The sequence below is a fragment of the Sphingomonas sp. Leaf230 genome (assembly GCF_001421745.1).
In the GTDB taxonomy this organism is placed as follows: domain Bacteria; phylum Pseudomonadota; class Alphaproteobacteria; order Sphingomonadales; family Sphingomonadaceae; genus Sphingomonas.
The window spans coordinates 199,199-225,878 of record NZ_LMKW01000001.1 but is presented as its reverse complement, the minus strand read 5'-3'; the positions used below and the strand labels follow the sequence as shown (position 1 = coordinate 225,878).

The 26,680-nt window shown below is 65.2% G+C and carries 25 protein-coding genes and 1 pseudogene; 16 read left to right on the top strand and 10 right to left on the bottom strand.

Annotated features, from left to right (window positions below; translation table 11 throughout):
* The first annotated feature begins 19 nt into the window (after window positions 1-19).
* On the top strand, window positions 20-178 hold the full coding sequence (locus ASE82_RS19205; protein WP_156348718.1) for a hypothetical protein: 159 nt from the start codon (window positions 20-22) through the stop codon (window positions 176-178).
* Between the two features lie 208 nt (window positions 179-386).
* Window positions 387-1,682 (top strand): glycoside hydrolase family 130 protein, encoded by a 1,296-nt coding sequence (locus ASE82_RS01035; RefSeq protein ID WP_056057772.1) that lies wholly within the window; start codon window positions 387-389, stop codon window positions 1,680-1,682.
* Window positions 1,683-1,769: 87 nt separating this feature from the next.
* On the opposite strand, the gene ASE82_RS01030 is transcribed toward ASE82_RS01035, so the two are convergent.
* A complete protein-coding gene (locus ASE82_RS01030) occupies window positions 1,770-2,384 on the bottom strand; it encodes a cysteine hydrolase family protein (protein WP_056057769.1) in 615 nt (204 codons plus the stop codon).
* 82 nt (window positions 2,385-2,466) lie between these two features.
* On the opposite strand from ASE82_RS01030, the gene pncB reads away from it, so the two are divergent.
* The gene (gene pncB / locus ASE82_RS01025; protein ID WP_056057767.1) at window positions 2,467-3,771 is read left to right on the top strand and encodes a nicotinate phosphoribosyltransferase; all 1,305 of its coding nucleotides are present in this window, start codon (window positions 2,467-2,469) and stop codon (window positions 3,769-3,771) included.
* Between the two features lie 158 nt (window positions 3,772-3,929).
* Window positions 3,930-6,854, top strand: a complete 2,925-nt coding sequence (locus ASE82_RS01020; protein WP_333960298.1) for a TonB-dependent receptor plug domain-containing protein — start codon at window positions 3,930-3,932, stop codon at window positions 6,852-6,854.
* A gap of 180 nt (window positions 6,855-7,034) precedes the next feature.
* Here ASE82_RS01020 and ASE82_RS01015 read toward each other — a convergent pair whose 3' ends face one another.
* A complete protein-coding gene (locus ASE82_RS01015) occupies window positions 7,035-7,373 on the bottom strand; it encodes a DUF2794 domain-containing protein (RefSeq protein ID WP_056057761.1) in 339 nt (112 codons plus the stop codon).
* A gap of 13 nt (window positions 7,374-7,386) precedes the next feature.
* Entirely contained in the window at window positions 7,387-8,079 is a 693-nt protein-coding gene (epsC, locus tag ASE82_RS01010; protein WP_056057758.1) for a serine O-acetyltransferase EpsC, read from the bottom strand.
* A gap of 162 nt (window positions 8,080-8,241) precedes the next feature.
* Between epsC and ASE82_RS01005 the strand changes: the two genes are divergently transcribed.
* A complete protein-coding gene (locus ASE82_RS01005; RefSeq protein WP_056057753.1) occupies window positions 8,242-9,009 on the top strand; it encodes a sulfite exporter TauE/SafE family protein in 768 nt (255 codons plus the stop codon).
* Between the two features lie 135 nt (window positions 9,010-9,144).
* Here ASE82_RS01005 and ASE82_RS01000 read toward each other — a convergent pair whose 3' ends face one another.
* Both ASE82_RS01000 and ASE82_RS00995 read right to left on the bottom strand, forming a co-directional pair.
* Window positions 9,145-9,663, bottom strand: coding sequence for a carboxymuconolactone decarboxylase family protein (locus tag ASE82_RS01000; RefSeq protein ID WP_056057750.1), 519 nt, complete (start codon window positions 9,661-9,663; stop codon window positions 9,145-9,147).
* 128 nt (window positions 9,664-9,791) lie between these two features.
* Window positions 9,792-10,337: a peroxiredoxin gene (locus ASE82_RS00995; RefSeq protein WP_055879693.1), complete on the bottom strand. Its 546-nt coding sequence runs from the start codon at window positions 10,335-10,337 to the stop codon at window positions 9,792-9,794.
* A 147-nt stretch (window positions 10,338-10,484) separates the two neighbouring features.
* Here ASE82_RS00995 and ASE82_RS00990 point away from each other — a divergent pair, with 147 nt between their 5' ends.
* The 3 genes from ASE82_RS00990 (at window position 10,485) to ASE82_RS00980 (ending at window position 13,082) form a co-directional block, all read left to right on the top strand.
* Window positions 10,485-11,387, top strand: coding sequence for a hydrogen peroxide-inducible genes activator (locus ASE82_RS00990; protein ID WP_056057748.1), 903 nt, complete (start codon window positions 10,485-10,487; stop codon window positions 11,385-11,387).
* Between the two features lie 256 nt (window positions 11,388-11,643).
* Window positions 11,644-12,276 (top strand): fasciclin domain-containing protein, encoded by a 633-nt coding sequence (locus tag ASE82_RS00985; protein WP_056057744.1) that lies wholly within the window; start codon window positions 11,644-11,646, stop codon window positions 12,274-12,276.
* 134 nt (window positions 12,277-12,410) lie between these two features.
* Entirely contained in the window at window positions 12,411-13,082 is a 672-nt protein-coding gene (locus ASE82_RS00980; RefSeq protein WP_082440958.1) for a fasciclin domain-containing protein, read from the top strand.
* Between the two features lie 111 nt (window positions 13,083-13,193).
* On the opposite strand, the gene ASE82_RS00975 is transcribed toward ASE82_RS00980, so the two are convergent.
* Genes ASE82_RS00975 through pgsA form a run of 3 tightly spaced genes read right to left on the bottom strand, consistent with a single transcriptional unit; the run spans window position 13,194 to window position 14,451 of the window.
* Window positions 13,194-13,643 (bottom strand): molybdenum cofactor biosynthesis protein MoaE, encoded by a 450-nt coding sequence (locus tag ASE82_RS00975; RefSeq protein ID WP_056057741.1) that lies wholly within the window; start codon window positions 13,641-13,643, stop codon window positions 13,194-13,196.
* Window positions 13,640-13,897 (bottom strand): molybdopterin converting factor subunit 1, encoded by a 258-nt coding sequence (moaD, locus tag ASE82_RS00970; protein ID WP_056057738.1) that lies wholly within the window; start codon window positions 13,895-13,897, stop codon window positions 13,640-13,642. The genes ASE82_RS00975 and moaD overlap by 4 nt, the downstream gene beginning before the upstream one ends.
* Before the next feature lie 2 nt (window positions 13,898-13,899).
* Window positions 13,900-14,451 (bottom strand): CDP-diacylglycerol--glycerol-3-phosphate 3-phosphatidyltransferase, encoded by a 552-nt coding sequence (gene pgsA / locus ASE82_RS00965; RefSeq protein WP_056057734.1) that lies wholly within the window; start codon window positions 14,449-14,451, stop codon window positions 13,900-13,902.
* A gap of 114 nt (window positions 14,452-14,565) precedes the next feature.
* On the opposite strand from pgsA, the gene ASE82_RS00960 reads away from it, so the two are divergent.
* Window positions 14,566-15,891 (top strand): MFS transporter, encoded by a 1,326-nt coding sequence (locus ASE82_RS00960; protein WP_056057732.1) that lies wholly within the window; start codon window positions 14,566-14,568, stop codon window positions 15,889-15,891.
* Between the two features lie 137 nt (window positions 15,892-16,028).
* On the opposite strand, the gene ASE82_RS19755 is transcribed toward ASE82_RS00960, so the two are convergent.
* Window positions 16,029-16,193, bottom strand: a complete 165-nt coding sequence (locus ASE82_RS19755; RefSeq protein WP_165895438.1) for a hypothetical protein — start codon at window positions 16,191-16,193, stop codon at window positions 16,029-16,031.
* Between the two features lie 195 nt (window positions 16,194-16,388).
* Between ASE82_RS19755 and ASE82_RS00955 the strand changes: the two genes are divergently transcribed.
* Both ASE82_RS00955 and ASE82_RS00950 read left to right on the top strand, forming a co-directional pair.
* Window positions 16,389-17,507: a DUF47 family protein gene (locus ASE82_RS00955; protein WP_056057730.1), complete on the top strand. Its 1,119-nt coding sequence runs from the start codon at window positions 16,389-16,391 to the stop codon at window positions 17,505-17,507.
* A 195-nt stretch (window positions 17,508-17,702) separates the two neighbouring features.
* Window positions 17,703-18,701, top strand: coding sequence for an inorganic phosphate transporter (locus ASE82_RS00950; RefSeq protein ID WP_056057726.1), 999 nt, complete (start codon window positions 17,703-17,705; stop codon window positions 18,699-18,701).
* A 111-nt stretch (window positions 18,702-18,812) separates the two neighbouring features.
* Here the strand turns inward: ASE82_RS00950 and ASE82_RS00945 are convergent, their stop codons facing one another.
* Entirely contained in the window at window positions 18,813-19,259 is a 447-nt protein-coding gene (locus tag ASE82_RS00945; protein WP_056057723.1) for a phasin family protein, read from the bottom strand.
* Between the two features lie 131 nt (window positions 19,260-19,390).
* Between ASE82_RS00945 and ASE82_RS00940 the strand changes: the two genes are divergently transcribed.
* The 5 genes and pseudogenes from ASE82_RS00940 to ASE82_RS00920 all read left to right on the top strand — a co-directional run bounded on the left by ASE82_RS00940 (window position 19,391) and on the right by ASE82_RS00920 (window position 26,674).
* A complete protein-coding gene (locus tag ASE82_RS00940) occupies window positions 19,391-20,692 on the top strand; it encodes a UDP-glucose dehydrogenase family protein (RefSeq protein ID WP_056057720.1) in 1,302 nt (433 codons plus the stop codon).
* 64 nt (window positions 20,693-20,756) lie between these two features.
* Window positions 20,757-21,371: a TetR/AcrR family transcriptional regulator gene (locus tag ASE82_RS00935; RefSeq protein ID WP_056057716.1), complete on the top strand. Its 615-nt coding sequence runs from the start codon at window positions 20,757-20,759 to the stop codon at window positions 21,369-21,371.
* A gap of 314 nt (window positions 21,372-21,685) precedes the next feature.
* Window positions 21,686-22,084: a hypothetical protein gene (locus ASE82_RS00930; protein ID WP_056057712.1), complete on the top strand. Its 399-nt coding sequence runs from the start codon at window positions 21,686-21,688 to the stop codon at window positions 22,082-22,084.
* Complete coding sequence (locus ASE82_RS00925) at window positions 22,081-23,358, top strand: efflux RND transporter periplasmic adaptor subunit (RefSeq protein WP_056057710.1); 1,278 nt, start codon at window positions 22,081-22,083, stop codon at window positions 23,356-23,358. The genes ASE82_RS00930 and ASE82_RS00925 overlap by 4 nt, the downstream gene beginning before the upstream one ends.
* 135 nt (window positions 23,359-23,493) lie before the next feature.
* Window positions 23,494-26,674 (top strand): annotated as a pseudogene (locus tag ASE82_RS00920) (efflux RND transporter permease subunit).
* The last annotated feature ends 6 nt before the right edge of the window (window positions 26,675-26,680 follow it).

Sequence of the window (26,680 nt, the reverse complement as noted above, 5' to 3'; positions counted from 1 at the left end):
GACGTCTAATCAGCCGAGCATGCCCGACACGATCCAGCGACGACTGACCGCGGACTTGACGATCGCCGCGCCGCAGCAACGGCAGGCGGAACGCTGGATCGGCTCCCCCTTCACGTCGCGGTGCCGGGATCGCGGCACGTGGCGGCCGATCGCACAATTGCCGGGTCGTGATGGTTGAGCCTGCATACCGCTTCCTTCGTGCACCGGTCGTCGAATGATCGAGCTGGCGGTGTGACAGGTGAAGTTTTCCGCGGTGTTTCGGCAGCCGCGCGTGACACTGAATTCATGTAGCCAAGGCGGCGGTTTCGGCGTTCAGTGCCGGGTACCCCTCGCGGTGTCGTGGCGTTCGTTTCGACGCGACGACAGCGCGTCACCTGGAGCCGACCATGGCTGAAGCCGAACTCGTCGCCTTTTCCAATATCCAGTTGCGGCCCGACCCATCGCGGACCGTGATCAGGCCGTTCAACATCGAATATCCCGGCGCGTTCAAGGTCGATGGCCACCCCCGCGCCGTCCGCGTGATCGACCGAGTTCTGTCGCTGTCGCCCGACGAACTTCGCGCCGAGCGTCGTCGCGTGATGGAGTCGCTCGACGAACGCCACCGCGATGTCGACGAGCTTCTCCTGCACCGGTTCGGCGAGATCATGGCGGTGCTGAAGGACCCGCGCAAAATCGACACCGACCAGAAACTGCTGGTCGGCGCCTATCTGAGCGGCGAATATTCGTTCGAGGCCGCCGCCCTGTTCAACCCGAGCATGGTGCTCGACCCCGATCAAGCCAACGCCCCCGAAGGCGGCCTGCGCTTCATCCTGTCGCTACGCGGGATCGGCGAAGGCCATGTCTCGTCGGTGACGTTCCGCACCGGGAGTTGGTCGCCCGACGACGGTTTCTCGGTCGATCCCGCGAGCCAGACCGCGGTGCCGCCGCGGGTCACACCGACCGATCAGGGCGCGACCGATGGCGGTCCCACCCGACTGGAATGTGGAGGCAGTCGCGAATTGTCGGAGACGGTGATCTTTCCGATCCTGCCGAGCCAGCATCAGGGGATCGAGGACCTGCGGCTCGTTCGGTTCGAGGACGAAGGCGAGGTGCATTACTTGGGCACCTATACCGCGTTCAGCGGCTCGGAAGCGCGCTGCGAACTACTCCGCGGCGAGGACTTCAAGACATTCGAGATGCAGCCGATGCGCGGCGCGGTATCGGCGACCAAGGGCATGGCGCTGTTCCCACGCAAGATCGACGGGCGCTATGCGATGCTCGGGCGGCAGGATAACGAGAACATCTGGTACCTGACCTCGGACGACCTGCTGACCTGGGACGGCGGCACCAAGATCGTCGAGCCGAAATGGCCGTGGGAATTCATCCAGATGGGCAATTGCGGATCGCCGATCGAAATCGAGGAGGGCTGGCTGGTGCTGACCCACGGCGTTGGCAGCGTCCGTAATTACTGCATCGGCGCATGCCTGCTCGACAAGACCGACCCGACCAAATTGCTCGCGCGAATGACCGATCCGCTGATCGTGCCGAGCCCAACCGAACGCGACGGTTATGTGCCGAACGTCGTGTATAGCTGCGGCGGGATCGTCCACGATCGCACGCTATTGCTGCCGTTCGGGGTGGCGGACAACTTCGCCTCGTTCGCGACGGTGGATGTCGGGCGACTGCTTGCGGCAATGGCGTGAGTCGAGCCGACCGGCGGTCTGCACTAGCATGTTTCCCCGCGAAGGCGGGGACCCAGCCTGGGCTCCCGCTTTCGCGGGAGAACAATCTTACGCTGCGTTCGGCGTACTGGCGCGTTCGACGATCAGCCCCGCCCCCGCGAAATCTTCCGCCGCAACCGCGTCGATCTGTCGCTCGATACCGCGCGTGAGGCCCGCCGGAACGGTCACCACGAACCCCCGCGCGAGCAGTCCATCGACCGCCCAACGGACGCAGTAATCCGCCGCAACCCCGATTACCGTGACCTCCGTAACGCCACTTGCCGCCAACGCCGCGAAAAAAGCCTCGCGCTCAATAGTCGGCCGCTTGGCATCCCGCGCATCCTCGATCGCAAGCCCCGGTTCGGCCCACATGTCGAACACGCCCTTCTCGATCCGCCACGCCGGGATCGCCGCGTCGACCAGCGCGACGTCGAGCATGTTGCCCCACCCTCGCGTCCCCCGCACGCAGTGGATCGGAAACATCTGCGCCTCGGGCGACGCGGCGTAGGTCTCGACGAAATGCGTGTCGAACGTGAACAGGACGCCGGCAACCTCGTCAGGCGTGAGAGCCGACAGCCACGACTGCATCGGCGCGACCAGTGCGTCGGCCCCCACCACGCTCAGCGCGCCCTCGCCCGCCATGAAATCCCACTGCGTATCCACCACGACCACGAACCGCGCCATCGCCCATCTCCCTTGCCCGCTGCTTGACACAAACGCGTCTTCTCGGACACCCGGCCCCCACGCAACGCAGGAGCCCACGCGCATGGCCGTGACCGATATCGCCACCCGGACGTACAATCACAATTTCCGGCTCGATCCGATCGTCCGCAGCCTGCTCGATACCGATTTCTACAAGCTGCTGATGTTGCAGATGATCCGGCAGGCCTATCCCGACGTCAACGCCACCTTCGCGCTCATCAACCGGACCAAGACGGTGCGGCTCGCAGAGATCGTTGACGAGGACGAACTGCGCGCGCAACTGGATCATGCGCGGACGCTGCGGTTCGCGAAAAAGGAGCTTATCTGGCTCGCGGGCAACAGCTTCTACGGCAAGCAGAAGATGTTCGGGCCCGAGTTCCTCGCCTGGCTCGCCGAGTTCCAGCTACCCGCCTACGACCTGCGGAAAGTCGATGGGCAGTATGAGCTGCATTTCGAGGGGCCTTGGACTCACACGACGATGTGGGAAATCCCTGCGCTGACCATCATCAACGAGCTGAAATCCCGCGCGGCCCTGCGTGACCGCGGCCGGTTCGCGCTCGACATCGTCTACGCGCGCGCCAAGGCAAAACTGTGGGAGAAGGTCGAGCGATTGCGCGAACTGCCCGACCTCGTGCTGTCGGACTTCGGCACGCGGCGCCGGCACGGCTTCCTGTGGCAGCGCTGGTGCGTCGAGGCGCTGAAGGAAGGGCTCGGCGACCGCTTTATCGGTACCTCGAACGTGCTGCTGGCGATGGACGCCGACCTCGAGGCGATCGGGACGAACGCGCACGAACTGCCGATGGTGACCGCCGCGCTGGCCGACAGCGACGCAGACCTCGCCGAAGCGCCGTACCGCGTGCTCGAGCATTGGCGGCAACATTATAACGGCAATCTACTGATCGCCCTCCCCGATGCGTTCGGGACGACTGCGTTCCTGCGCAACGCACCGCATTGGCTGGCGGAATGGACCGGCTTCCGTCCCGACAGCGCGCCACCGATCGCGGGTGGCGAGCAGATCATCCGCTGGTGGGAGCAGCAGGGTGTCGATCCCAAGACCAAGCTGCTGATCTTCTCCGACGGTATGGACATCGACACGATCGAGCAGACCTATCGCCATTTTCACGGCCGCGTGCGGATGAGCTTTGGCTGGGGGACCAACCTGACCAACGACTTCCGCGGCTGCGATCCCGACGGTGCGGCCGCGCTCGAGCCGATCTCGCTGGTCTGCAAGGTAATCGAAGCGAATGGCCGGCCGGCGGTAAAACTGTCCGACAATTCGGCGAAGGCGACCGGAGAACCCTCGGAGATCACACGGTATCTGCGCGTATTCGGGGAAGCGGACCGCGCTGCGGCACCCGTTTTGGTCTGATCACCTGCGTGTCCTGCGCGCAACACGCGGGACACATATCGCAACAAAATTGTCGCATCACGCAATCTTCCCTTGCTTCGTTACGCCCCTGAGCCATCATTCGCACACATAAGATAAGAGAGCGGATGTTTGCTGGGGCGCGGACAAGGGGAAAAATGTTGAAGCGTGGGTTCAAGACGTTCACAGGCGCGAGCAAATATGCCGGCGCCAGCGGGTTGGCATTGGTGGCGATGCTCGCAGCGATGCCGGCCTTCGCACAAGCGGTGACGACACCGGCCGCCGAGGGCGTGCAGGCCGCCGATCCATCCGTAGACCAGGCTGGCGGAGATGAGATCGTCGTGACCGGATCGCGCATCCGCCGCAGTCCGCTCGACCAGCCCTCCCCCGTCGTCACGGTCGATGCACAGTCGATCCAGCGCACCGGGCTTTCGTCGGTCGCCGACGTTCTCCAGCGGCTGCCGAGCGCGGCGGGCGGGCTCAATTCGAAGGTCAACAATTCGGGTAACATCGGCAATCCGCCCGACGGTGGCGGCGTTGGCGCAGGGTCGGCCGAGATCGACCTGCGTTATCTGACTGCCAAGCGAACGCTGGTGCTGGTCGACGGCCTTCGCTTCGTCAACGGCGCATCGGCGAGCGGCATTCCCTCGACGGTCGATCTCAACACGATCCAGGTCGGCTCGATCGAGCGGATCGAAATCCTCCAGTCGGGCCAGTCGCCGCTCTACGGATCGGACGCGCTGGCCGGCGTCGTCAACATCATCACCAAGTCGCAGCAAAAGGGCCTCAAGGCGTCTGCGCAGTTCGGCACGTTCCGGCAGGGCGACGGTCATACGCAGGACTATAACGTCAGCTACGGCATCCAGGCGCCGCGGACGAGCGTGGTGTTCGGCGGCAGCTACGTGAAGCAGGAGGCGGTCAGCACGCGCGATCGAAAGATTTCGCAGTTCCCCAATCCCGGCCAGCGCGCCTGCGAGGAGCCGATCGGTGGCTGTTCGGGCGCGACACCCAACGGATTCTTCCAGGTCGGTGGCCGGAACCTGACGCTGAAGTCGGCGCCTATCCTCGGGCGGCCACGCTACGACGCCGCCAATCCGACCGGCCCGAACAGCGATTTCAAGGAATTCACGCCCGCGGATCGTTTCAACTTCTCGCCGTTCAACTATTTCCTGACCCCGTCGGAGCGCTACGGCTTCTTCGTCAGCGCCAAGCAGGAACTCACGGACAACGTGAACCTGCGCGTGAAGATGAACTACACGCGACGCAATTCGCAGAACCAGGCGGCGTTCCTGCCGCTGGTGATCGGGCCGGACGCTGGCAACGGCAACCTGCTCGACACGATCTCGGTCGATGCGACCAACCCCTTCAATCCGTTCGGCTACACGCTGTCGGCGGGCGGCGCAGGCAATGGTCCGGCGAACTATTCGACAGTGCGTCGTCGTCTGGTCGAGGCTGGCCAGCGGACCTATTCGCAGACCGTCGACACGATGTCGGCGACCGCGACGCTGGATGGCTCGTTCAACGTCGGCAGCCACAAATTCTACTGGGACGTGAATGCGGTCCTCGGCTTCAACGATGCCAAGCAGCTGTTCACCGGCAATATCAACGCGGCCAATCTCGCCCAGGCGCTGGGCCCGGTCGCGAACTGCACCGGGGCATGCGTACCGTTCAACATCTTCGGTGGCGCAGGATCGGTTACGCCGGCGATGCTCGGCTTCATCGCGTTCGACGAGCGTGCGCGCAGTTCGCAGAGCCTGGAGGACTATACCGCCAATATCTCGGGCGACCTGTTCGACCTTCCCGCCGGCGCCGTGGGTCTCGCCGCGGGCTATGAGCACCGCGTCCAATATGGCAGCTTCACGCCCGATCCGCTGATCACCGCCGGGCTCGGCGCCGATATCCCGGCGCAACCGGCGCGTGGGCACTTCAACTCGGACGAAGTCTATGCCGAGTTGCGCGTACCGCTGATCCACAACACGCCGCTCATCCAATCGCTCGAAATCGGCGGCGCAGTGCGGCATTCGAACTATTCGATCAGCGGCAGCAACACGACCTATACCGGCAGCGGCCTGTGGAAGCCGTTCAGCGACCTGCTGTTGCGTGCGTCCTATGCACAGGGCTTCCGCGCACCGAGCATCGGCGAACTGTTCGGCGCGGCATCGCGGTCCGACGCCGCGATCGACGATCCCTGCACCAACGTCGCCGGATCGCCGTTCCAGTCGTCCGCGACCGTCCGCGCCAACTGCATCGCCAACGGCGTGCCCGCGAACGGCAGCTATCAGGAACCGAATGGCGGACAGCTGAGCGTACTGACCGGCGGCAATGAGGCGTTGAAGCCCGAGACGTCGCGCACCTGGCTGTTCGGCGCGGTGTATGCGCCGAGCTGGGCACGGACCAGCGGGATCGCCAGCCAGCTGAGCATCGAGGGCAATTATTACGACATCAAGGTCGACGACGCGATCGCGGCGACCGACGCGACGCTGACGCTCAGCCGCTGTTCGCAGGCGGCGGACGCCCTCAGCTGCGCGGCGATCTCCCGCACGCCCAACGGGATCATCTCGCGGATCAACGCGCAGTTGCAGAACATCGGCGGCATCCGCACCCGCGGCGTCGACGTCACCGCGGTCTATCGCTCGCCGCAGACCTCGGCCGGGACGTTCGGGCTTTCGCTCAACGGTAACATCCTGCTGAAATACGCCGAGAGCTTCCCGGCGACGGTCGGCTTCACCACCACCAACTACCAGGGTACGACGCGTGGGTCGCCCGAGCAGTCCTATCCGAAGTTCAAGGGCAATGCGGTCCTCGACTGGGACATCGGCATGGCCCGCGCCTCGTTCACCGGTCGCTACATCAAGAGCGTGAAGGAAGCGGACGGCAAGACACTCGACAACACCTTCTACGGCGACGTGCAGGTTACGCTGGCGCCGGGCTGGCTGGAAAACCGCTTGGGGCTGACGATCGGCGTGAACAACGTGTTCAACCAGGACCCGCCGGCGTGCTTCAGCTGCACCGGACCGAACTACGACCCGAGCACCTATGACGTGCCGGGGCAATTCGGGTATATCCGTCTGTCGTGGGGGCTTTGATCTGATGAAATGCCGGTCCGCTCATTGTGAGTGGGCAGGCTAATCGATCCTCCCCCGCCAGGGGGAGGTGTCGCGAAGCGACGGAGGGGGAGGATGCGGAACAGCGGTTTCCCTTTCCTCCCCCTCCGTCTCGCTACGCGATCCACCTCCCCCTGGCGGGGGAGGATCACAAAATTCGGCTTAGTCTTCGACCAACTTCATGAAACGACGCTCGACCGGGGCCAGCACTGGCCCCAGTTCGTGCCCGCGCTTCACCACCGCGCCGCCCTCGCCGATCAGCGCCCACATCCCCTGCTTGTTACGTAGCGCCGGACGTTTCTCGATCCGGAATTCAGGCCGTTCGGCAGCACGGCGGAAGGCGGCGAACACCGCGGCATCCTTGCCGAGATCGATCGCATAGTCGCGCCAATGACCTGCCGCGACCATCCGGCCGTAGAGATCCAGGATCCGGTTCAGTTCGAGGCGTTCGAAGCCGACCTGCGTCGCCTTGGACGGTGTGGGAAAAGGGACGACGCCCATCAGTTATCCACCATCATGCGCGGTCGCGGCGGTCCTCTGGATGTTCGTCGGCGAGCAGCGCGTCGAGCCGCTTGCGCATCGTCTCCAGCTCGCAGCGCATGATCTCCATTTTCTGCGTCGCGGGATCGAACATCTCGCTGCACGGCGTACCGTAGGGCACGAAGCGCGGCACCTCGGGCGCGTTGCCGCCCTCGATTGTCGTCGCGCGCGCGGGGATGCCGACGACCGTCGTGCCCGCCGGCACGTCGCGCGTGACGACGGCGTTGGCGCCGACGCGCGAGCGCTTGCCGAGCGTGATCGGGCCCAGCACCTGCGCACCCGAACCGATGATCGCGCCATCGGAGATCGTCGGGTGGCGCTTGCCCTGCACGCCGTTGTCGGGGCTGGTGCCGCCGAGCGTGACGCACTGGTAGATCGTGACGTCGTCGCCGATCTCCGCAGTCTCACCGATCACGACGAAGCCGTGGTCGATGAAAAAATTGCGGCCGATCGTCGCGCCGGGGTGGATGTCGATCGCAGTCGTGAACCGCGACCAGTGGTTGACGCAGCGCGCGAGGAAATAGAGCTTCGCCTTGTACAGGCGGTGCGCGATGCGGTGATAGCCGAGCGCCCAGACGCCGGGATACAGCATGATCTCGGCGCGCGAATGCGGGGCGGGATCGCGGGCGCGGATCGAATCCAGATAGGCCAGTAATCCGCTCGACATCCGCAGTCCCCTTCGCGATTTCCGTATCTAGGGTATCGAACGACCGATTTCCAGAACCGCGCGCATGGGCTGCCTCAACGCATCGGGATCGGGGTAAAGCCTATCTTTGTTGTGGGATAAGCCCGCGCGTTGCACTCTGCGCGCGATATTGAGGGGATGCCAATGTTCGACCTGACGACCTTGAGCTTCGAGACGCTGTTGCCGTTCATCCTGGTCGGGTTCGCCGCGCAGATCGTCGATGGCGCGCTGGGGATGGCGTTCGGGGTGATTTCGAACACGCTGCTGCTGTGGGTCGGCGTGCCACCGGCCGCAGCGTCGGCGGGGGTGCATACCGTCGAGACCTTCACCACCGCGGTGTCGGGGATCAGCCATGTGCTGCACAAGAACGTCAACTGGACGCTGTTCCTGCGGCTGATGATCCCGGGCGTCATCGGCGGCGTGCTGGGCGCGTACGTGTTGTCGAACATCGATGCGAGCACGGCGAAACCGTTCATCCTCGCCTATCTGACGTCGATCGGCGTCTACCTGCTGTACCGCGGCCTTCGCTATCCGCCGAAGCAGAAGGAGCCGAAGATCGTCGAGCCGCTCGGGCTGGTCGGCGGGTTCCTCGACGCGGCGGGCGGTGGTGGCTGGGGGCCGGTGGTGACGTCGAACCTGCTGGTGCAGGGCGCATCGCCGCGCACCACGATCGGTACGGTGAATACCGCCGAGTTCTTTCTGACCGCAACGATCTCGGCGACGTTCATCACGCAGCTCGGCTGGGCGGCGTTCACGCAGGCGACGGTAGGGCTGCTGATCGGCGGCGTGCTGGCCGCCCCGTTTGGGGCGATGCTGGCGCAGCGCGTGCCGGCCAAGACGCTGATGGTGCTGGTTGGCGTGATCCTGACGATCACGAGTCTCTTCGGCCTGTACCGCGCGATCTGGCACTGATCTAATTCTTGCCCCCCCCCGGAAGGGAGGGGTCGGGGGTGGGTCGGCGTCCGTATCAGGCGACGTTGGCGACACAGGCGGGCCGACCCACCCCCAGCCCCTCCCTTCCAGGGAGGGGAGCCTCCCGTTTTTAGGTCACAGCGTCGCGTGGACCGTAGCAACCGCGGCCATAACCGCGCCGATCCGTACCGACGTCTGGATCGCCTCCGCGGTCACACCGGCCTTCTTCAGAATCTGCTCGTGGCTGTCGATGCACATGCCGCAGCCGTTCATCGCCGACACGGCAAGGCTGAAAAGCTCGAAATCGACCTTGTCGATGCCGGGCTGGCCGATCACGTTCATCCGCAGCTTAGCAGGCATGTTGCGGTATTCCTGGTTCCCGGCAAGATGCGTGAACCGGTAATAGACGTTGTTCATCGCCATCACCGCAGCGGCTGCACGCGCCGCGTTCGCGGCCTCGGGCGAGAGCTTCGGCGCGCATTCGGCTTCCGCGGCCTCGACCAACGGCTTGTAGCCCGAACCGTGTGCGCAGGTCAGCAGCAGGCCGTATTTGCGCTGGTCGGTGAGATGCGTCTCGTTCAGCAGCGAGCCGACGTTGAGGCGGATGTCCTTGGCGTAGTCCGGGAGTGTCCCGGCGAATTCCTTGAGCGACATGATAATTCCTTCTGCTCCCCTTCCGCCTGCGGGAGGGGTCGGGGGAGGGACTGGAGACAAAAAGAGAGGGCGGTCCGTATGGACACGCCCTCCCCCAACCCCTCCCGTGAACGGGAGGGGAGTTTCAGTTACGCAGCGAGCTGGAGGACGTCGTCACCCTTGTTCCAGTTGCACGGGCAGAGCTCGTCGGTCTGCAGTGCGTCGAGCACGCGGAGCGTCTCGGCGGGATTGCGGCCGACGTTCAGGCCGTTGACCTGGACCGCCTGGATGACGTTGTCCGGATCGATGATGAAGGTCGCACGAAACGCGACATGCTCGTTCTTGTCGACGATGCCGAGCGCGTCGGCGAGCTTCGCGCCGTTATCCGCGAGCCACGGGAAGTCCGCTGCGGCAAGGTCCGCGTCCGACTTGCGCCAGGCGAGGTGGACGTGCGCGGTGTCGGTCGACGCGCCGATCAGGACGGCATCGCGGTCCTCGAAATCGCCGCGGATGTCGCTGTAGCCGACGATCTCGGTCGGGCACACGAACGTGAAGTCCTTCGGCCAGTAGAACAGCACCTTCCACTTGCCGGGATACGCCGTCGTCAGGTCGAGCGTCTCGCCGGCGGGCAGCGCTGCGGTACCCTGCTGGACGGGAATGGTCATCGATGGGAACTGGTCGCCGATGGTCAACATGATGGAAGCCTCCTGGAAATAAACTTGACTCCAGGCATCCTCAAAGGCGGCGGTTGGCCCGCTCGGTTGTTGTGCATTGCGGTATAGGGGGCTGGTGTAATCGATCCAACGCTCTATTTATCATCTGATGATCGATAGAGGCGATTAATGGCTGCGACCTACCTACCCACGTTGAAACAGTTGCAATATCTTGTTGCGCTGAAGGACCACGGCCATTTCGGACGTGCTGCGGAGGCGTGTTTCGTGACGCAATCGACGCTGTCGGCGGGCCTGCGCGAGCTGGAAACGCTGATCGGCGTGGTGTTGGTCGAGCGCACCCGGCGAGTCGTGCGGTTCACGCCGCTGGGCGACGGGATCGCCGACAAGGCGCGGCGCGTGCTGCGCGAGGCGGAGGAACTGGGCGACATGGCGCGTGCCGCGGGACAGCCGCTGTCGGGCGACATGCGGATGAGCGTCATCCCGACGATCGCGCCGTTCATGCTGCCGAGGATCCTGCCGCGGTTGCGTAAGGACTATCCGGACCTGAAGCTGTTCCTGCGCGAAGAGCCCAGCGGCCCGGCATGTGAAGGCCTGCACAACGGCCGCACCGACTGCGTACTGCTGGCCCTCCCCTATGCGTGCGGCGAGGTGACGTCGGAGACACTGTTCGAGGATCGGCTGTTCGTGGCGTATCCGTCGGGCGAGGAGCCGACCGCGCTGCCCGCGATCCCGGCGTCGGCGATCGACGAGACGCGCTTGCTGCTGCTCGAGGACGGGCATTGCCTGAAGGATCACGCGCTTGGCGCGTGCAACCGTCCGGAGCTGCGCGCGGAGGCGACGATGCTGGGTACGTCGCTGCACACGATCGTGCAGATGGTCGACAACGGGCTGGGCATCACGATGCTGCCGGAAATGGCGTTAAAGGCGGGGATCCTCGACAACACCAACATCACGGCGAGGCCGCTCGACGAGAAGAATGCGGTGCGGCGGATCGCGCTCGTCTGGCGCCGCGCCAGTCCGCGCGAGAAGGACTTCCGGTTGATGGCAAAGGCGCTGGCGGACGTTCAGTAACTGCACTGTCGTAAAGCCCCGCCCTTACTTCTGCCCCCATCCCTGAAAGGGAGGGGTCGGGGGTGGGTCGGCCAGCTTGGGTCGCCAGCGGTCCAAGACGCGGAAACCGACCCACCCCCTGCCCCTCCCTTTCAGGGATGGGAGACCGTTGCGAACTGGGCGCGCTCGGTCTTCACCCCATCCCGAGATCGACACGCTTGCGCAACCAACTTGGCCTTCGATCGTATGTTTCCCAGTTCCCGCTGGAGATCGAACGATGTCGAAGACGCTTCCACTGCTGCTGATGACCAGCGCGCTGGCACTCGCCGCGTGCAGCGGCAAATCCAAGGACGACGTGGCCAGCGCCTCGACGACGCCCGCCAATCCTGCGCTGGCGGTACCGAACGGGCCGCCCGCAGTCGCCAATCCGACCGTCGGCGGCGTGCCGATGATGGCGACGCGGACGATCGTCGACAACGCGTCGGCTGCACCGAACCTGTCGACCCTGGTTGCCGCGGTAAAGGCCGCAGATCTGGTCGGCACGCTGTCCGGCCCCGGCCCCTTCACCGTATTCGCCCCGACCAACGATGCCTTCGGAAGGCTCGCGCCCGGCATGGTCGACACGTTGCTGAAGCCAGAGAACAAGGCCTCGCTGACCAAGGTGCTGACGTATCACGTCGTGCCGGGGGTCATCACTGCCGACGATCTGCGCCAGCGCATCGCGGCCGGTGGCGGTACCGCGACGTTGACCACGGTCGAAGGTGACCCGATCACTGCGACGATGGTAGGCGCAGTCATCGCGCTCACCGACGTCAACGCTAACAAGAGTTATGTCGAGACGGCAGATGTCCGCCAGTCGAACGGCGTCGTTCACGTCGTCAATGGCGTGATCGTCCCTAAACTGAGCTAAATCTGAGTTAGACAGGCTCGGTTCATCGCACCGGTGCCATGCTTTGTCGGTAAAATTGTTGAGATCGCTGGTTCTATACCCAGTTTCTATCGTTCCAGTTTCATTCGTCCCAATCACAATCTCTGGAGTTGCAGATGACTGTTAAGACCAACCTTATGATTGTTGCGGCAACGAGCCTGTTTATTGCCACCGGCGCGACTGCCCAGACGGCAGCACCAACCGCGCCGCGGACTGCGGCACCGGCCGCACCGCAGACGGCGATGCCAGCGACGCCAACCACTCCGGCAGCACCCGGCACGGCGGTTGCTCCGCAACAGCCCGGTGCGCCCGCTGCGCCGGCGGCTGCGGCAACGACGACGATCGCCGCTGCACTGCCGACGCTGCCGAACCGTGCGACGCTGGCGAAGCTGGTGACCGCCGCGAAGTTGCAGGCGACGCTCGCGGGCCCCGGCCCGTACACGCTGTTCGCGCCGAGCGACGAAGCCTTCACGCGCCTGCCCGCCGGTGCGCTCGACACGCTGCTGAAGCCTGAGTCGGCACCGACGCTGGCGACGATCATCAAGTATCACGTCGTTGCCGGTGCGCTGACCGCGGACCAGTTGAAGGCGCAGATCACTGCGGGCGGTGGCAAGGCCACGCTGACGACGCTGGCAGGCCAGCCGCTGATCGCAGGGCTTGGGCCGAACGGCAACATCGAGTTGACCGACACGGCTGGTATCAAGTCGTACATCGATACGGCGGACATCAAGGAGACGAACGGCGTCGTCCACCTGACCAACGGCATGAGCGTTCCGAAGCTCGGCTGATGTGACTGCGGGCCGCAATCCCATCCGGGAGCGCGGCCCGCACTACTTTGTTTCCCCGCGAAGGCGGGGATCCAGCATGGCTTCTGCCTTCGCGCGAGGACAAGCTTTGCGCTAGCGGCTCGAGTTGTCCCATCGAGCAGCAGCAGCGTGGTCGCCATCGCGTGCTTCGACCCAGCTAGCTTCAGCGCCGCGCGTCTCGCGCTTCCAGAACGGCGCGTCGGTCTTCAGGCGGTCGATCAGATACGCGCAGGCCTCAAGCGCCGCGCCACGGTGCGCCGCCGTCGCAGCGACGAAGACAATCCGCTCCCCCGGATGCATCGGCCCAACGCGGTGCACGATGATCGCGGCACTCAGCGACCAACGCTCGATCGCGCCTTCCGCAACCTTCAGCAACGCAGCCTCGGTTGCACCGGGATAATGCTCAAGCTCAAGCGTCCCCACACCGTCGTCAGCACGCACCAGCCCGGTGAACGTCGCCACCGCGCCCGCCCCTGCCGCTTCCGCGCGCGTCATCTCGGCCGCGATATCGATCGCAAACTGCTGGACCGAGATGTGGATCATCCGCCGGTCACCGGTGGGAAGATCGCGATCTCCTGCGCGCGGCCGATCGGCGTATCGAGCGGCATGAAGTCCTGATCGATCGCCGCGCGCAACCGCGATCGGTTCTCGAAAGCCCCCGCATGCGCCGGGCTCGTCTCGGCCAGCCAGTCCACCAGATCCGCCACCGTCACGACGCTCGCCGGCGGCTCGACCGACTCTTCGCCCGTGCCGATACGCTCGCGCACCCAGGCGAAATACACCATCCGTATCGTCATGATTAGTCCATGTGCTTCAGGCCGACACGGAGGTAATCCCATCCGGTCAGCAACGTGAGGACGGCCGCACCCCATAGCGCGACGATCCCGACGGTGTGCACCCAGACCATGTCGGGCACCGCACCGCCGAGGATGATTCCGCCGAGCGACACGAGCTGCAGCGTCGTCTTCCACTTGGCGAGCTGCGATACCGGCACGGAAACCTGCACCTGTGCCAGGAACTCGCGCAGGCCCGACACCGCGATCTCACGCAATAAGATCACCAACGCGGCGATGACATGAATGCCGGCAATATCGCGCGTGCCGACCAGGATCAGGATCACCGCGGCGACCATGATCTTGTCGGCGATCGGATCGAGGAAGATCCCCAACCGCGACACCGCGCCGCTCGATCGCGCGAGGTAACCATCGAAATAATCGGTGATGCCCATCAGGCAGTACAGCACGAAGGCGATGCCGTACCCTGCCTCCCAGTCGGGCCACCACAGGAACCAGACCAGCAGGGGCACCGCGACGATCCGCGACAATGTCAGGAGGTTAGGCAAGCTCAGCACCCACCACCCCTATACCGGTCGGTCGCGGGGCGAAACCGGTTTAACGTTGGCGTGCGGATGACGCTCGGCTAAGGGTTCGACACATTACCGCAACGATCAGGGCTATTTCCCGTCATGCTCAATGCCCTCGGGTTGCTGAAGCAACGTCGCTTCCTGCCCCTGTTCACCACGCAGTTTCTCGGCGCGTTCAACGATAACCTGTTCAAGACCTCGATGGTCCTGTTCGCGACCTATGCCGTCTTCAACGATCCGAAGATGGAGGCGAACTTCAACGCGCTGGCGACGGGGCTCGGCATCCTGCCGTTCTTCCTGCTGTCCGCGCTCGCCGGGCAATTGGCGGATAGCGAAGACAAGGCGCGGATCATCCGGATCGTGAAGACGGTCGAGATCGGCATCATGCTGCTCGGCGCGACCGGCCTGATGGTCGCGCGTGCCGGGCATCCGTCGCTCGGGATCGGGCTGATGCTCGGCGCGGTGCTGTGCCTCGGCGTGCATTCGACGTTCTTCGGGCCGATCAAATACGCGATCCTGCCGCAGCATCTGAAACCGTGCGACGTGCTCGGCGGCACCGGGCTGGTCGAGGCCGGGACGTATCTCGCGATCCTGTTGGGCACGGTGACGGCAGGCTGGATCCCGATCGAGGGTGCGGCTGCCAGCGTGTTGATTGTCGCCGTGATCGGCTGGTTCTCTGGCCGGCAAGTGCCCCCCGCACCGCGCGAAGGCCCGCCGCTGAAGCTCGACTACAATCCGTTCACTGCCTCGTGGCGCCTGATCAGCGCGACGCTGCATATCCCCCGCCTGTTCTTGGCAATCGTCGCGATCAGCTTCTTCTGGACGATCGGCGCTGTGCTGATCATCGTCTTCCCGCCGCTGGTCAAGAACGTGCTGACCGCCGACGAGCGAGTCGCGAGCTTCGTGATCGCGGTGTTCTCGGTCGGAGTTGCGATCGGCTCGGTCGTGATCAATTCGATGCTGCGTGGGCGGATTTCCGCGAAGTTCTCGCCCGCGTCCGTGATCGCGATGGGCGGCTTCGTCGTGCTGTTCTCGTTCCTCGCACGGAACTGGACGCCCGCGGCTCCGGGACATTATTACGACTGGGCGGGGTTTATCCATCAGCCGGGTGCGATTCCCGTGCTGGCGACGCTGCTGGCGATCGCGATCACCGGCGGGATGTTCGTCGTGCCGCTTTACGCGTTCCTGACGACGACCGTCGAGAAGGACCAGACCGCGCGCACAGTCGCGGCGAACAACGTCGTCAATTCGGGCGCGATGACGATCGGCTCGATCCTCGTCATCGGCATCACCGCGATGGGTGTGACGCCCGAGGACATGCTGTTCCTCGTGGCGGCGATGTGCCTCGTCTCGGCATGGCTCGCGCAGAAGCTGCACCGGGCCTGCGACGACGATGCGATCGGGTGTCTGCCGACGCTTCGACACTGAAAATCCTCCCCCGCCAGGGGGAGGTGTCGCCGAAGGTGACGGAGGGGGAGGACACGGGACGGATGTTTTCCTTTCCTCCCCCTCCGTCTGGCAAGCCAGCCACCTCCCCCTGGCGGGGGAGGATCGACAGCTCAATCTCAAAAAATGAAGCTGTAAAAGCACGTGAAGAACGCGGCGAAGCTCAACAGGAACAGCTTCACGTCCTGATCGTCGTTCCTTGCGCTCGCGATCACCGGCGGCGGCAGCGAACGGCGCAGCGGGTGGCGGGCGGCTTCGTTGGTGAGGACTAGGCGTCTGGTCATGATGCAAACGTTAACGTCGCGTTTACCAATTCGACCAGTGACAAAGGTGGTTAAGGTAGCGGCGTCCGGCAATGGGACAGAAATGGACCCGCGGCGACGGTCCGAAAACTCTCCGCCGCGCCGCTATCCTTGCGTAAAAACCGGGTATAAGCTCCCGACTTTCCCCGCGATTCTGCGGGTGCAAGGACCCGAACCATCGAGCAGATCGGCGCACTTCCCTATGTGATCGACGAAGCCGGCCACGCTCGCGTGATGCTGATCACCTCGCGCGACACCGGCCGCTGGGTGATCCCCAAGGGCAACCCCATTGTAGGCCTCGCCAGCCACGAGGCCGCCGCGCAGGAGGCGTACGAAGAAGCCGGCATCCGCGGCATCCCCTGCCCGTCGCCGGTCGGGCAATTCGCATACCGAAAACGCCGCCGCACCGGCCGTTACCGCGACATGATCGTCACCGTGTTTCCGCTCGCATTCGTCGAGCAGGTGGAGGACTGGCCCGAGCGTCATCAACGCGACACACGCTGGTTTACGCTTGATCGCGCGGCGGAGGCTGTCAATGAGCCCGGCCTGAAGGCGCTGATCGCTGCTTTCCGTGAGCCGCCGATCCCGGCGTCGCTCGCGCAACGTATCTTACCCGTCGTGCGCACGAGCGCGAAAAGGAGAATTCCGATGCTGGGCTGGTTCCAGTCGCTGATGCCGAAGCAGGGACGGTTCTTCGAACTGTTCGACGCGCATGCCGCGACCTTGGTCGCCGGTGCCGATGCGCTTGCACGGCTGCTCCACGGCGAAGGCTCGATCGAGGGTCAGATCGCCGAGATCGTCAAGCGCGAGCACGAGGCCGACGATATCACGCGCGAGGTGTTGCAGGACGTCCGCCGGGTGTTCGTCACGCCGTTCGACCGCAGCGCGATCACCGACCTGATCGGCGTGATGGACGACGCGATCGACCAGATGAACGGCACCGCCAACGCGATCGCGCTGTACGAGGTGACCGAGTTCTCGCCGCAGATGCGCGACATGGCCGGCATCATCGTCGAGGCCGCGCGAATCACAGCAGAGGCGATCCCGCTGCTGCGGTCGCTCGGCACCAACGCCGGCCGGTTGCACGACCTGACCGCGCGCCTGATCCAGATCGAGGGGCATGCCGACGATATCCACGACACGGGCCTGCGCGCGCTGTTCCAGGCGTCGAAGATCAGTGCGGACCCGATGACGTTCATCATCAACCGCGAAATCTACAGCAGCCTGGAAAAGATCGTCGACCGCTTCGAGGACGTCGCGAACGAGATCCAGGGGCTGGTCATCGACCATGCTTGATGTGTCGTACGAGTCGCGACGCTCCAACAAGGCGCCACCCCGGCGAAGGCCGGGGCCCAGTTGGGGGACGGTAATAACTGAGGGCGGTACGCTGTTACTACGACCTCTCCAACTGGGCCCCGGCCTTCGCCGGGGTGGTGGAGTGGTTGAGAGAGCGGCGGCGCACCTTATCCGCGTAACCGCGGGCGGCCGCGCATGATCCTCTCCCTCCCCCTCCTAATCGGTCTCATCGGCATCGCGCTGCTGTTCGACTTCCTGAACGGCCTCCACGACGCGGCGAACTCGATCGCCACAGTCGTCTCCACGCGCGTGCTGAAGCCCCAATACGCCGTGCTCTGGGCAGCGTTCTTCAACTTCATCGCGTTCGCGGTGTTCGGCCTCCACGTCGCGCAGACCGTCGGCACCGGGATCGTCCAGGCGCACGTTATCGATGCACAGGTGATCTTCGCCGCGCTGATGGGCGCGATCGCGTGGAACGTCATCACCTGGGTGCTCGGCATCCCGTCGAGCAGCAGCCACGCGCTGATCGGCGGGCTCCTGGGCGCCGGCATCGCCAAGATCGGCTTCGGCGCGATCGTCTGGAGCGGCGTGATCAAGACCGTGCTCGCGATCTTCGCCTCGCCCGCGATCGGCCTGATGCTCGCGCTGGTTCTGGTGCTGATCGTTGCCTGGACGAGCCTCAAGCTCACCCCGCTCGGCGTCGACAAGCGTTTCCGCAAGCTCCAGCTGATCTCCGCCGCGCTCTACTCGCTCGGCCACGGCGGCAACGACGCGCAAAAGACGATGGGGATCATCGCCGTCCTGCTCTATTCACAAGGCCTGCTCGGCGGTGAGTTCCACGTGCCGCTCTGGGTCGTGCTGTCCTGCCAGGCGGCGATGGCGCTTGGCACGCTGTCGGGCGGCTGGCGGATCGTCCACACGATGGGCTCGAAGATTACCCGCCTCACCCCCGCACAAGGGTTCTGCGCGGAGACCGGCGGCGCGATCACGCTGTTCGCGGCGACCTTCTGGGGCATTCCCGTATCGTCGACGCACACCATCACCGGCTCGATCGTCGGAGTCGGCGCCGCGCGGCGCCTGTCCGCCGTCCGCTGGAACGTCGCGAGCAACATCGTCGTCGCTTGGACGCTTACTCTGCCCGCCGCGGGGCTGATCGGCGCCGGCACGTACTGGCTCGTCGGACTGTTCGTTTAAGCCGGAAATAGTTGAGGCTGATCCGCCGCCGCTCCGTCATAGTGTCGGAGCGGCGGCGTTCTTGCTCGTCCGTACGCCGCTCCACCGCAAAACGGGGAGCGGCGTATCGGCTTACTTGATCCCGCCGCCCTGCAACGGTGCGACCGCGTCCTTGCCGAACTTCATGATCAGCTCGCCGATCTCGCGTGCCTGGCTCATGCTTCGCTGGCTCTGCTCGCGTAGGTAATCGCCCTGGATCTTCATCACCTGTGTCAGGTCGCTGGCGCTCGCCGCCTCGCGCATCGCCGCGAAGGCCTCGCGCGCATTCTGCTCGGCCTGATCGATCATCGCCTTGCCGATCGTCGCGCCGCCCTCGGCAATCTTGCCGCCCGACTCCTTCATCGCCTCGCCTGCGCGCCGCGCCGGATCGACGACCTTCTCCGAGAACGCATCGCGCGCCTTCCCGGCATTCTCGCGCATCGCGTCCGCCGCGCCCTTGGCCGCATCCGCCGCGCGGTCGGTCGCCGCCTTGCTTGCGTTCGCACCGTCATCGACTGCCTGCTTGAAGTCGTCAGCCATCGTCTCTCTCCTGTTTTGCGATGCCATTTGGTCGAAGTTTCAACCGGTATGCTCCGCTTTGGTTGCGCCCGCCAGCTTGCACCCGCGCGCATTAGTCTCGATAGGTCGCGCGGCTTTTACGGGGAACGTCCATGCGCATCACGATGATCGGTTCTGGCTATGTCGGCCTGGTGTCCGGCGCCTGCTTTTCGGATTTTGGCCATGACGTGATCTGCGTCGACAAGGATCAGTCGAAGATCGATGCGCTGCATGCCGGCCGCATGCCGATCTTCGAGCCCGGTCTCGATCAGCTCGTCGCGTCCAATGTAGCTGCGGGGCGGCTGACCTTCACCACCGATCTCGCCAGCGCGGTCGCGGACGCCGACGCGATCTTCATCGCGGTCGGCACGCCGTCACGACGCGGCGACGGCCATGCCGACCTCAGCTACGTGTTCGCCGCGACCGAGGAAATCGCCGCCGCAGTCACTGGGCCGACCGTGGTCGTGACCAAGTCGACCGTCCCTGTCGGCACCGGCGACCGGGTCGAGGCTATCCTGCGCGAGAAGCGTCCCGACATCGACGTCGCGGTCGTCTCCAACCCCGAGTTCCTCCGCGAGGGCGCCGCGATCGGCGACTTCAAGCGACCCGACCGCATCGTCATCGGCACCGAGGACGAGCGTGCCAAACAGGTCATGCGCGACGTCTACCGCCCGCTCTATCTCAATGAATCGCCTATCCTGTTCGTCGGTCGCCGCACGTCGGAGCTGATCAAATACGCGGCCAACGCGTTCCTCGCGACCAAGATCACCTTCATCAACGAGATCGCGGATCTGTGCGAAGCGGTCGGCGCGGACGTGCAGGACGTGTCGCGCGGGATCGGGCTCGACAACCGGATCGGCAAGAAATTCCTCCACGCCGGACCCGGCTATGGCGGCTCGTGCTTCCCCAAGGACACGCTGGCGCTGCTCAAGACCGCCGAGGATTACGACACGCCGGTCCACATCGTCGAAGCCGTCGTGAAGGTGAACGACAGCCGCAAGCGCGCGATGGGCCGGAAAGTCCTGCATGCGCTCGGCGACAACCCCCGCGGCAAGACGGTCGCGCTGCTCGGCCTCACGTTCAAGCCCAACACCGACGACATGCGCGACGCCCCGAGTCTCGCGATCGCGACCGCGCTTGCCGACGCCGGCGTGACGGTCCGCACGCACGATCCCGAAGGCATGGCGCCCGCCAAGGCGATGATGCCCGACCTCGTCTACTGCACCGACGCATACGACGCCGCGGAGGGTGCCGACGCGGTCGTGATCGTGACCGAATGGGATGCCTATCGCGCGCTCGATCTTGCGCGGTTGAAGCGCGTGATGGCCGGGCCGGTGATGGTCGACCTGCGCAACGTCTATCAGCGCGCGGACGTCGAACAGGCCGGGTTCGCCTACACCGCGGTCGGTCGGTGAGCGTCCCCGGCAACATATTCCAGTCACTGGACCTTTTGCGCGCTCTCACTATATACCGAACGGTATGAATAGGCTTTGCACGCTCACCGCCCCCAAGGGCCGCCCCCGCGAGTTCGATCTCGACGAAGCGTTGGCGGGTGCGCTGCGCGTGTTCTGGCGCAACGGCTACGAGGGCGCATCGATGGCGGAACTGACCGCCGAGATGAAGATTACCAAGCCCAGCCTTTACGCCGCGTTCGGTAACAAGGAGGCGCTGTTCCACAAGGCGCTCGACCTCTACGAACGCGAGAAGCTCGCCTATATGACGTCCGCGCTCGACGCGCCGACCGCCCGTGCCGTAGCGGAAAACCTGCTCCGCGGTGCGTTGCAGATGCAGATGAGCACCTGCGACCCCAAGGGGTGTCTTAGCGTCATCAGCAGCGTGGCCTGCAGCGCCGAAGCCGAGCCGATCAAGGCCGAAGTCGCCAAGCGCCGCGCGTCGTCCGAAGCCGCGCTGATGAAGCGGTTCGACGAAGCCAAGGCCGCGGGCGAGTTCCCCGAAGGTCTCGAGTCGCACGCGCTGATGCGCTACCTCTTCGCGATCATGCAGGGGCTGTCGATCCAGGCTGGCTCGGGCGCTAGTTGCACCGAACTCCAGCAGCTCGTCGAGACCAGCATGCTCATGTGGCCAACCAAATAGACACGCTTTCTACCGCGCCGCGGAAAAAATACCGGCCGGTACAAAAGTCTTGTTGACTAGATGAACGCCAGGTTTATATACCGACTGGTATCGAAGCTCTCTCCTACTTCGGATGGGGCAGCCGGGGACACCAACCCATGACCACGGTTCAAACCTAAGACGGCTTCGGCCAAACTTTCGAAAATTCCAAGCGGGCAAGCGCGGCACGGTGATGTGTCGGCAACGACCGCGCACGCCCTGCGACCAGCTGACGTCGGTGGACCATCCAGCGACGAAGGCCAGCGCTTGCCCAAGATCAAAAGGGGGACAATCCCATGGCTTATCTCGACCTCGACAACATGTTCGCTTCGCCCGTCACCAGCCGCGCCCAGGCCGTGGCAGCCCCTGCCCCGACCGGCTTTTCCGCGCTGGAATGGAGCGTCATCGCGCTCGCCAAGCGCGACACGTTGCGCAGCCTGTCCGGCCCGAGCCGCATGTCGCGCGCGATGGGCAGCCTGTTCGGCCTCAGCACCGCGTCGCGGCTCGCCGACCCCAGGCTAGAGGCGCTACGGCGGATGGCGGTGTACGCCTGGCGTCGCGGCTTTGCGCTGCCGATGGCCGAGATCCAGGGCTTCCTCGCCGCCGGTTTTGCCGAGGCACAGATCGAAACGCTCGTCGAGAGCGTGACCGGCATGCGCGTCGGCGCACAGCAGAAGCGGAGAATCGCAGCGTGAACCAACTTACCACGATCACGGCCGCGAACGACGCCGACGTCGTCGCGTCGCCGCCCGCGGACCGTCACCGACGGCCGGCCTGGCAGCGCGGCGCAATGGTGCTCGTGCCGATCGCGCTGCTCGGCGCGGTCGGCGTGAAGATGTTCGACCATCCCGACGCGGCTATGGCGGCACCCCCGCCCGCTTCCGTCACGGTCGCGTCGCCGCTGGTGCGGCAGGTCAGCGAGTGGGACGATTATGTCGGCCGGTTCGCGCCGAGCCGCACCGTCGAGATCCGCCCGCGCGTCGCGGGCGAAGTCACCGGCATCCATTTCCGCGATGGCGAGATCGTCAGCAAGGGGCAATTGCTCTTCACGATCGACTCCCGCCCGTTCGCCGCCGCTCTGGCCGAGGCACACGCTAACGTCGCCAGTGCACGCAGCGCTCTGTCGCTGGCGCGTACCGATCTTGGTCGCGCGCAACGCCTGGTAGCCGACGAAGCGGTCTCCGCAGGCGAAGTTGACGCCCTCCGCGGTCGGCTCGAAGCAGCGCAGGCCGCACTCGCTGCGGCGCAGGCTCGCGAACGCGCTCGCGCGCTCGATGTCGGCTTCACGCAGGTGCGCGCACCGATCGGCGGTCGCATTTCCGATCGTCGCGTCGATGCGGGTAACCAGGTCGCGGGCGGCGAAGGCACTGGCGGCACGGTGCTGACGACGATCAACGCGCTCGACCCGATCTACTTCACGTTCGATGGGTCGGAAGCGCTGTACCTCAAGACGCAGCGCGCACGGCAGCCCGGCGCGACGCCAGCGGCGGTCGAGATCCAGTTGCAGGACGAGACCGAGCATCGCTGGAAAGGCAAGCTCGACTTCACCGACAACGGCCTCGACCAGCGCTCGGGGACGATCCGCGGCCGCGCGGTTCTCGCCAACCCGGGATATTTCCTGACGCCGGGGATGTTCGGCAACATGCGCCTCGCCAGTGCGGGAACGCGCCAGGCTCTGCTGGTGCCCGACGATGCGGTGCAGACCGATCAGGCGCGCAAGGTCCTGCTGACGATCGATGCGAAGAACGTCGTGAGCCAGAAGCCGGTCGAGCTTGGACCGGTGGTCGATGGGCTGAGGATTGTGCGCTCGGGGATCGGTCCAAACGACCGGATCATCATCCAGGGTACGCAGATGGCGATGCCGGGCGCGACCGTCGCGCCGAAGGTCGGCCGGATCGTGGTCGCCTCGGGTACGAGTGCGCCGGCGTCGGTCCAGCCGATCTCGGGTGAAGCCACCCTCGCGAGATAGACGCCACCCCGGCGAAGGCCGGGGCCCAATTGGGATAGCGTTTCGACTTAATCACTGCGGTTCGCCCAATTGGGCCCCGGCCTCCGCCGGGGTGGTGTTGGTGTGTGCCCGCGCCCCTCTACCGAGGAAATTCCCATGCGCTTCTCGCGCTTCTTCATCACCCGGCCGATCTTCGCGGGCGTGATCGCGGTGATCATCACGATCGTCGGTGCGATCGCCTACATGACGCTGCCGGTGTCGCAATATCCCGATATCGTTCCCCCCACCGTCACCGTCAGCGCGACCTATCCCGGTGCCTCGGCCGAGACGGTCGCCGAGACCGTCGCCGCGCCGATCGAGCAGGAGATCAACGGCGTCGACAACATGCTGTACCAGTCGTCGCAATCGACCGGCGACGGCAAGGTCACGATCACCGTCACTTTCAAGATCGGCACCAATCTCGACGCCGCCCAGGTGCTCGTCCAGAACCGCGTCGCCGTCGCCGTCCCGCGCCTGCCCGAGGACGTCCAGCGTCTCGGCGTGGTGACGCGGAAAACGTCGCCCGACTTCCTGATGGTGGTGAACCTCGTCTCGCCCGACAACTCGCTCGATCGCGGGTACATCTCCAACTACGCGCTGACGCAGGTCCGCGATCGCCTCAGCCGCATCGACGGCGTCGGCGACGTGCAGCTGTTCGGTGCACGCGATTACTCCATGCGCATCTGGATCGACCCCGGTCGCGCCGCCGCGCTCGACCTCACCGCCGGCGAGATCGTCGCCGCGCTGCGTGCACAGAACGTCCAGGTCGCCGCTGGCACGCTCGGCCCAGCCGCCTTATGACAAGGGCAACAGCGCGTTCCAGCTCAACGTCGAGACGCAGGGCCGCCTGACCGACCCCAAGCAGTTCGCCGATGTCGTCATCCGCACCGACGCACAAGGCCGCCAGGTCCGCGTTTCGGACGTCGCCCGGGTCGAGCTCGGCGCACAGGATTACGGCGCGAATACCTATCTCAGCGGCAAACCCACGGTCATCGCCGCGGTCTTCCAGCGTCCCGGCTCGAACGCACTCGGCGCGGCGCAGGCCGTCACCGCCGAGATGGAGAGCATGTCGAAGCGCTTCCCCAAGGGCCTCGAATACAAGGTCATCTACAACCCGACCGAGTTCATCGCGCAGTCGATCGACGCGGTGAAGCACACGCTGTTCGAGGCGATGGTCCTCGTCGTGCTGGTCATCCTCGTCTTCCTGCAGAAGTGGCGTGCGGCGATCATTCCGATCGTGGCGATCCCGGTCTCACTGATCGGTACCTTCGCGGTGCTGGCGGCGGCTGGCTATTCACTCAACAACCTGTCGCTGTTCGGCCTCGTCCTCGCGATCGGCATCGTCGTCGATGATGCGATCGTCGTGGTCGAGAATGTCGAGCGCAACCTCGAACACGGGCTCTCCCCATTAGAGGCGGCGCGCACGTCGATGGACGAAGTCTCGGGCGCACTCGTCGCGATCGTGCTCGTGCTCTGCGCGGTGTTCATCCCGACCGTGTTCCTCACCGGCCTCTCGGGCGCGTTCTACCGTCAGTTCGCGGTGACGATCTCGACCGCGACGATCATCTCGCTGCTGATCTCGCTGACGCTGTCGCCAGCACTCGCCGCGATGCTGCTCAAGCCGACCGCGCCCGCCGATTCCGGCAACCGCCTGACTCGCACCGTGCGCCGCGCCGGTGATGCCTTCAACCGCGGGTTCGAGCGGATGAGCGACAGCTATGCCCGCCTCACCGCGCGCCTAGTCACCGCGCCGCGCCGGATGATGATCGCCTATGCCGCGCTGATCGCGGTCACGGTCGGCGTGTTCACGATCACCCCATCGGGCTTCGTCCCTGCGCAGGATCAGGGCTACTTCCTGACCGTCATCCAGCTTCCGCCCGGCTCGTCGGTCGAGCGCACCGATGCCGTCATGCAGAAGGTCGCCAAGCGCATCCTGCCGCTCGCCGGCGTCAAGGGCGCGGTCATGCTCGCAGGCTTCGACGGTCCGTCGCAGACGCTCGCCCCCAACTCGGCCGCCGCCTACATCCCGCTGAAAAGCTTCGAGGAACGCAAGAAACTTGGCGTCACCCTCGCCAGCATCATGGCGGAATCGCAGAAGGCGACCGGCGACATCACCGAAGCGCGCCTGCTGATCGTCCCGCCGCCTCTCATCCAGGGTATCGGCTCGGCGGGTGGCTACCGCCTGATGGTGCAGGACCAGGGCGGCCACGGTTACGCCGACCTCGGCAAGACGTCGTACGCGCTGATCGGCAAAGCGAACCAGACTCCGGGTCTCGCACAGATCTATACCTTCTTCGACACCGCGACGCCGCGCATCTTCGCCGATGTCGACCGCGCCAAGGCCAATTTGCTCGGCGTCCCCCCGGAGCGCGTGTTCGAGGCGTTGCAGGTCTATCTCGGCTCGGCGTTCGTCAACGACTTCAACCTGTTGGGCCGCACCTATCGCGTCACCGCGCAGGCCGACGCGCCGTTCCGCAACACGACGGCGGACATCGCCAACCTCAAGACGCGCTCCAACTCGGGCCAGATGGTCCCGGTCGGCTCGGTCTCGACGTTCAAGGACAAGACCGGCCCGTACCGCGTGGTCCGCTACAACCTGTTCCCCGCGGTCGAGGTCGATGGCGACACCGCCAAGGGCTATTCCTCGGGCCAGTCGCTGGTCGCGATGGAGAAGCTCGCCGATGCGTCGCTCCCGGCAGGCTACGCGCATGAATGGACCGGCATCGCCTATCAGCAAAAGGCCGCCGGCAGCACCGCCGCGCTCGTCTTCGGCATGGCGGTGGTGTTCGTCTTCCTCGTGCTCGCCGCGCAATATGAGAGCCTGACGTTGCCGCTAGCGATCATCCTGATCGTGCCGATGTGCCTGTTGGCCGCGATGACCGGCGTGAACCTGCGGGGCATGGACAACAACGTCCTGACGCAGATCGGTCTGGTCGTGCTGATTGCTCTCGCCGCGAAGAACGCGATCCTCGTGGTCGAGTTCGCGAAACAGGCCGAAGAACAGGACGGGCTCACCCCGGTCGAGGCGGCGGTACGCGCGGCGAAGGACCGGTTGCGGCCGATCCTGATGACGAGCTTCGCGTTCATTCTCGGCGCGGTGCCGCTGGTAATCGCGACCGGTGCCGGTGCGGAACTCCGCCAGGCGCTCGGGACCGCGGTGTTCTTCGGGATGATCGGCGTGACCGGGTTCGGGCTGCTCTTCACTCCCACCTTCTATGTCGTCGCACGGGCGCTGGCGCTGCGATTCGAACGCCGCAAGCCAACCGCTGCCGCCCCGACGCTCCAGCCAGCCGAATAGGACCAG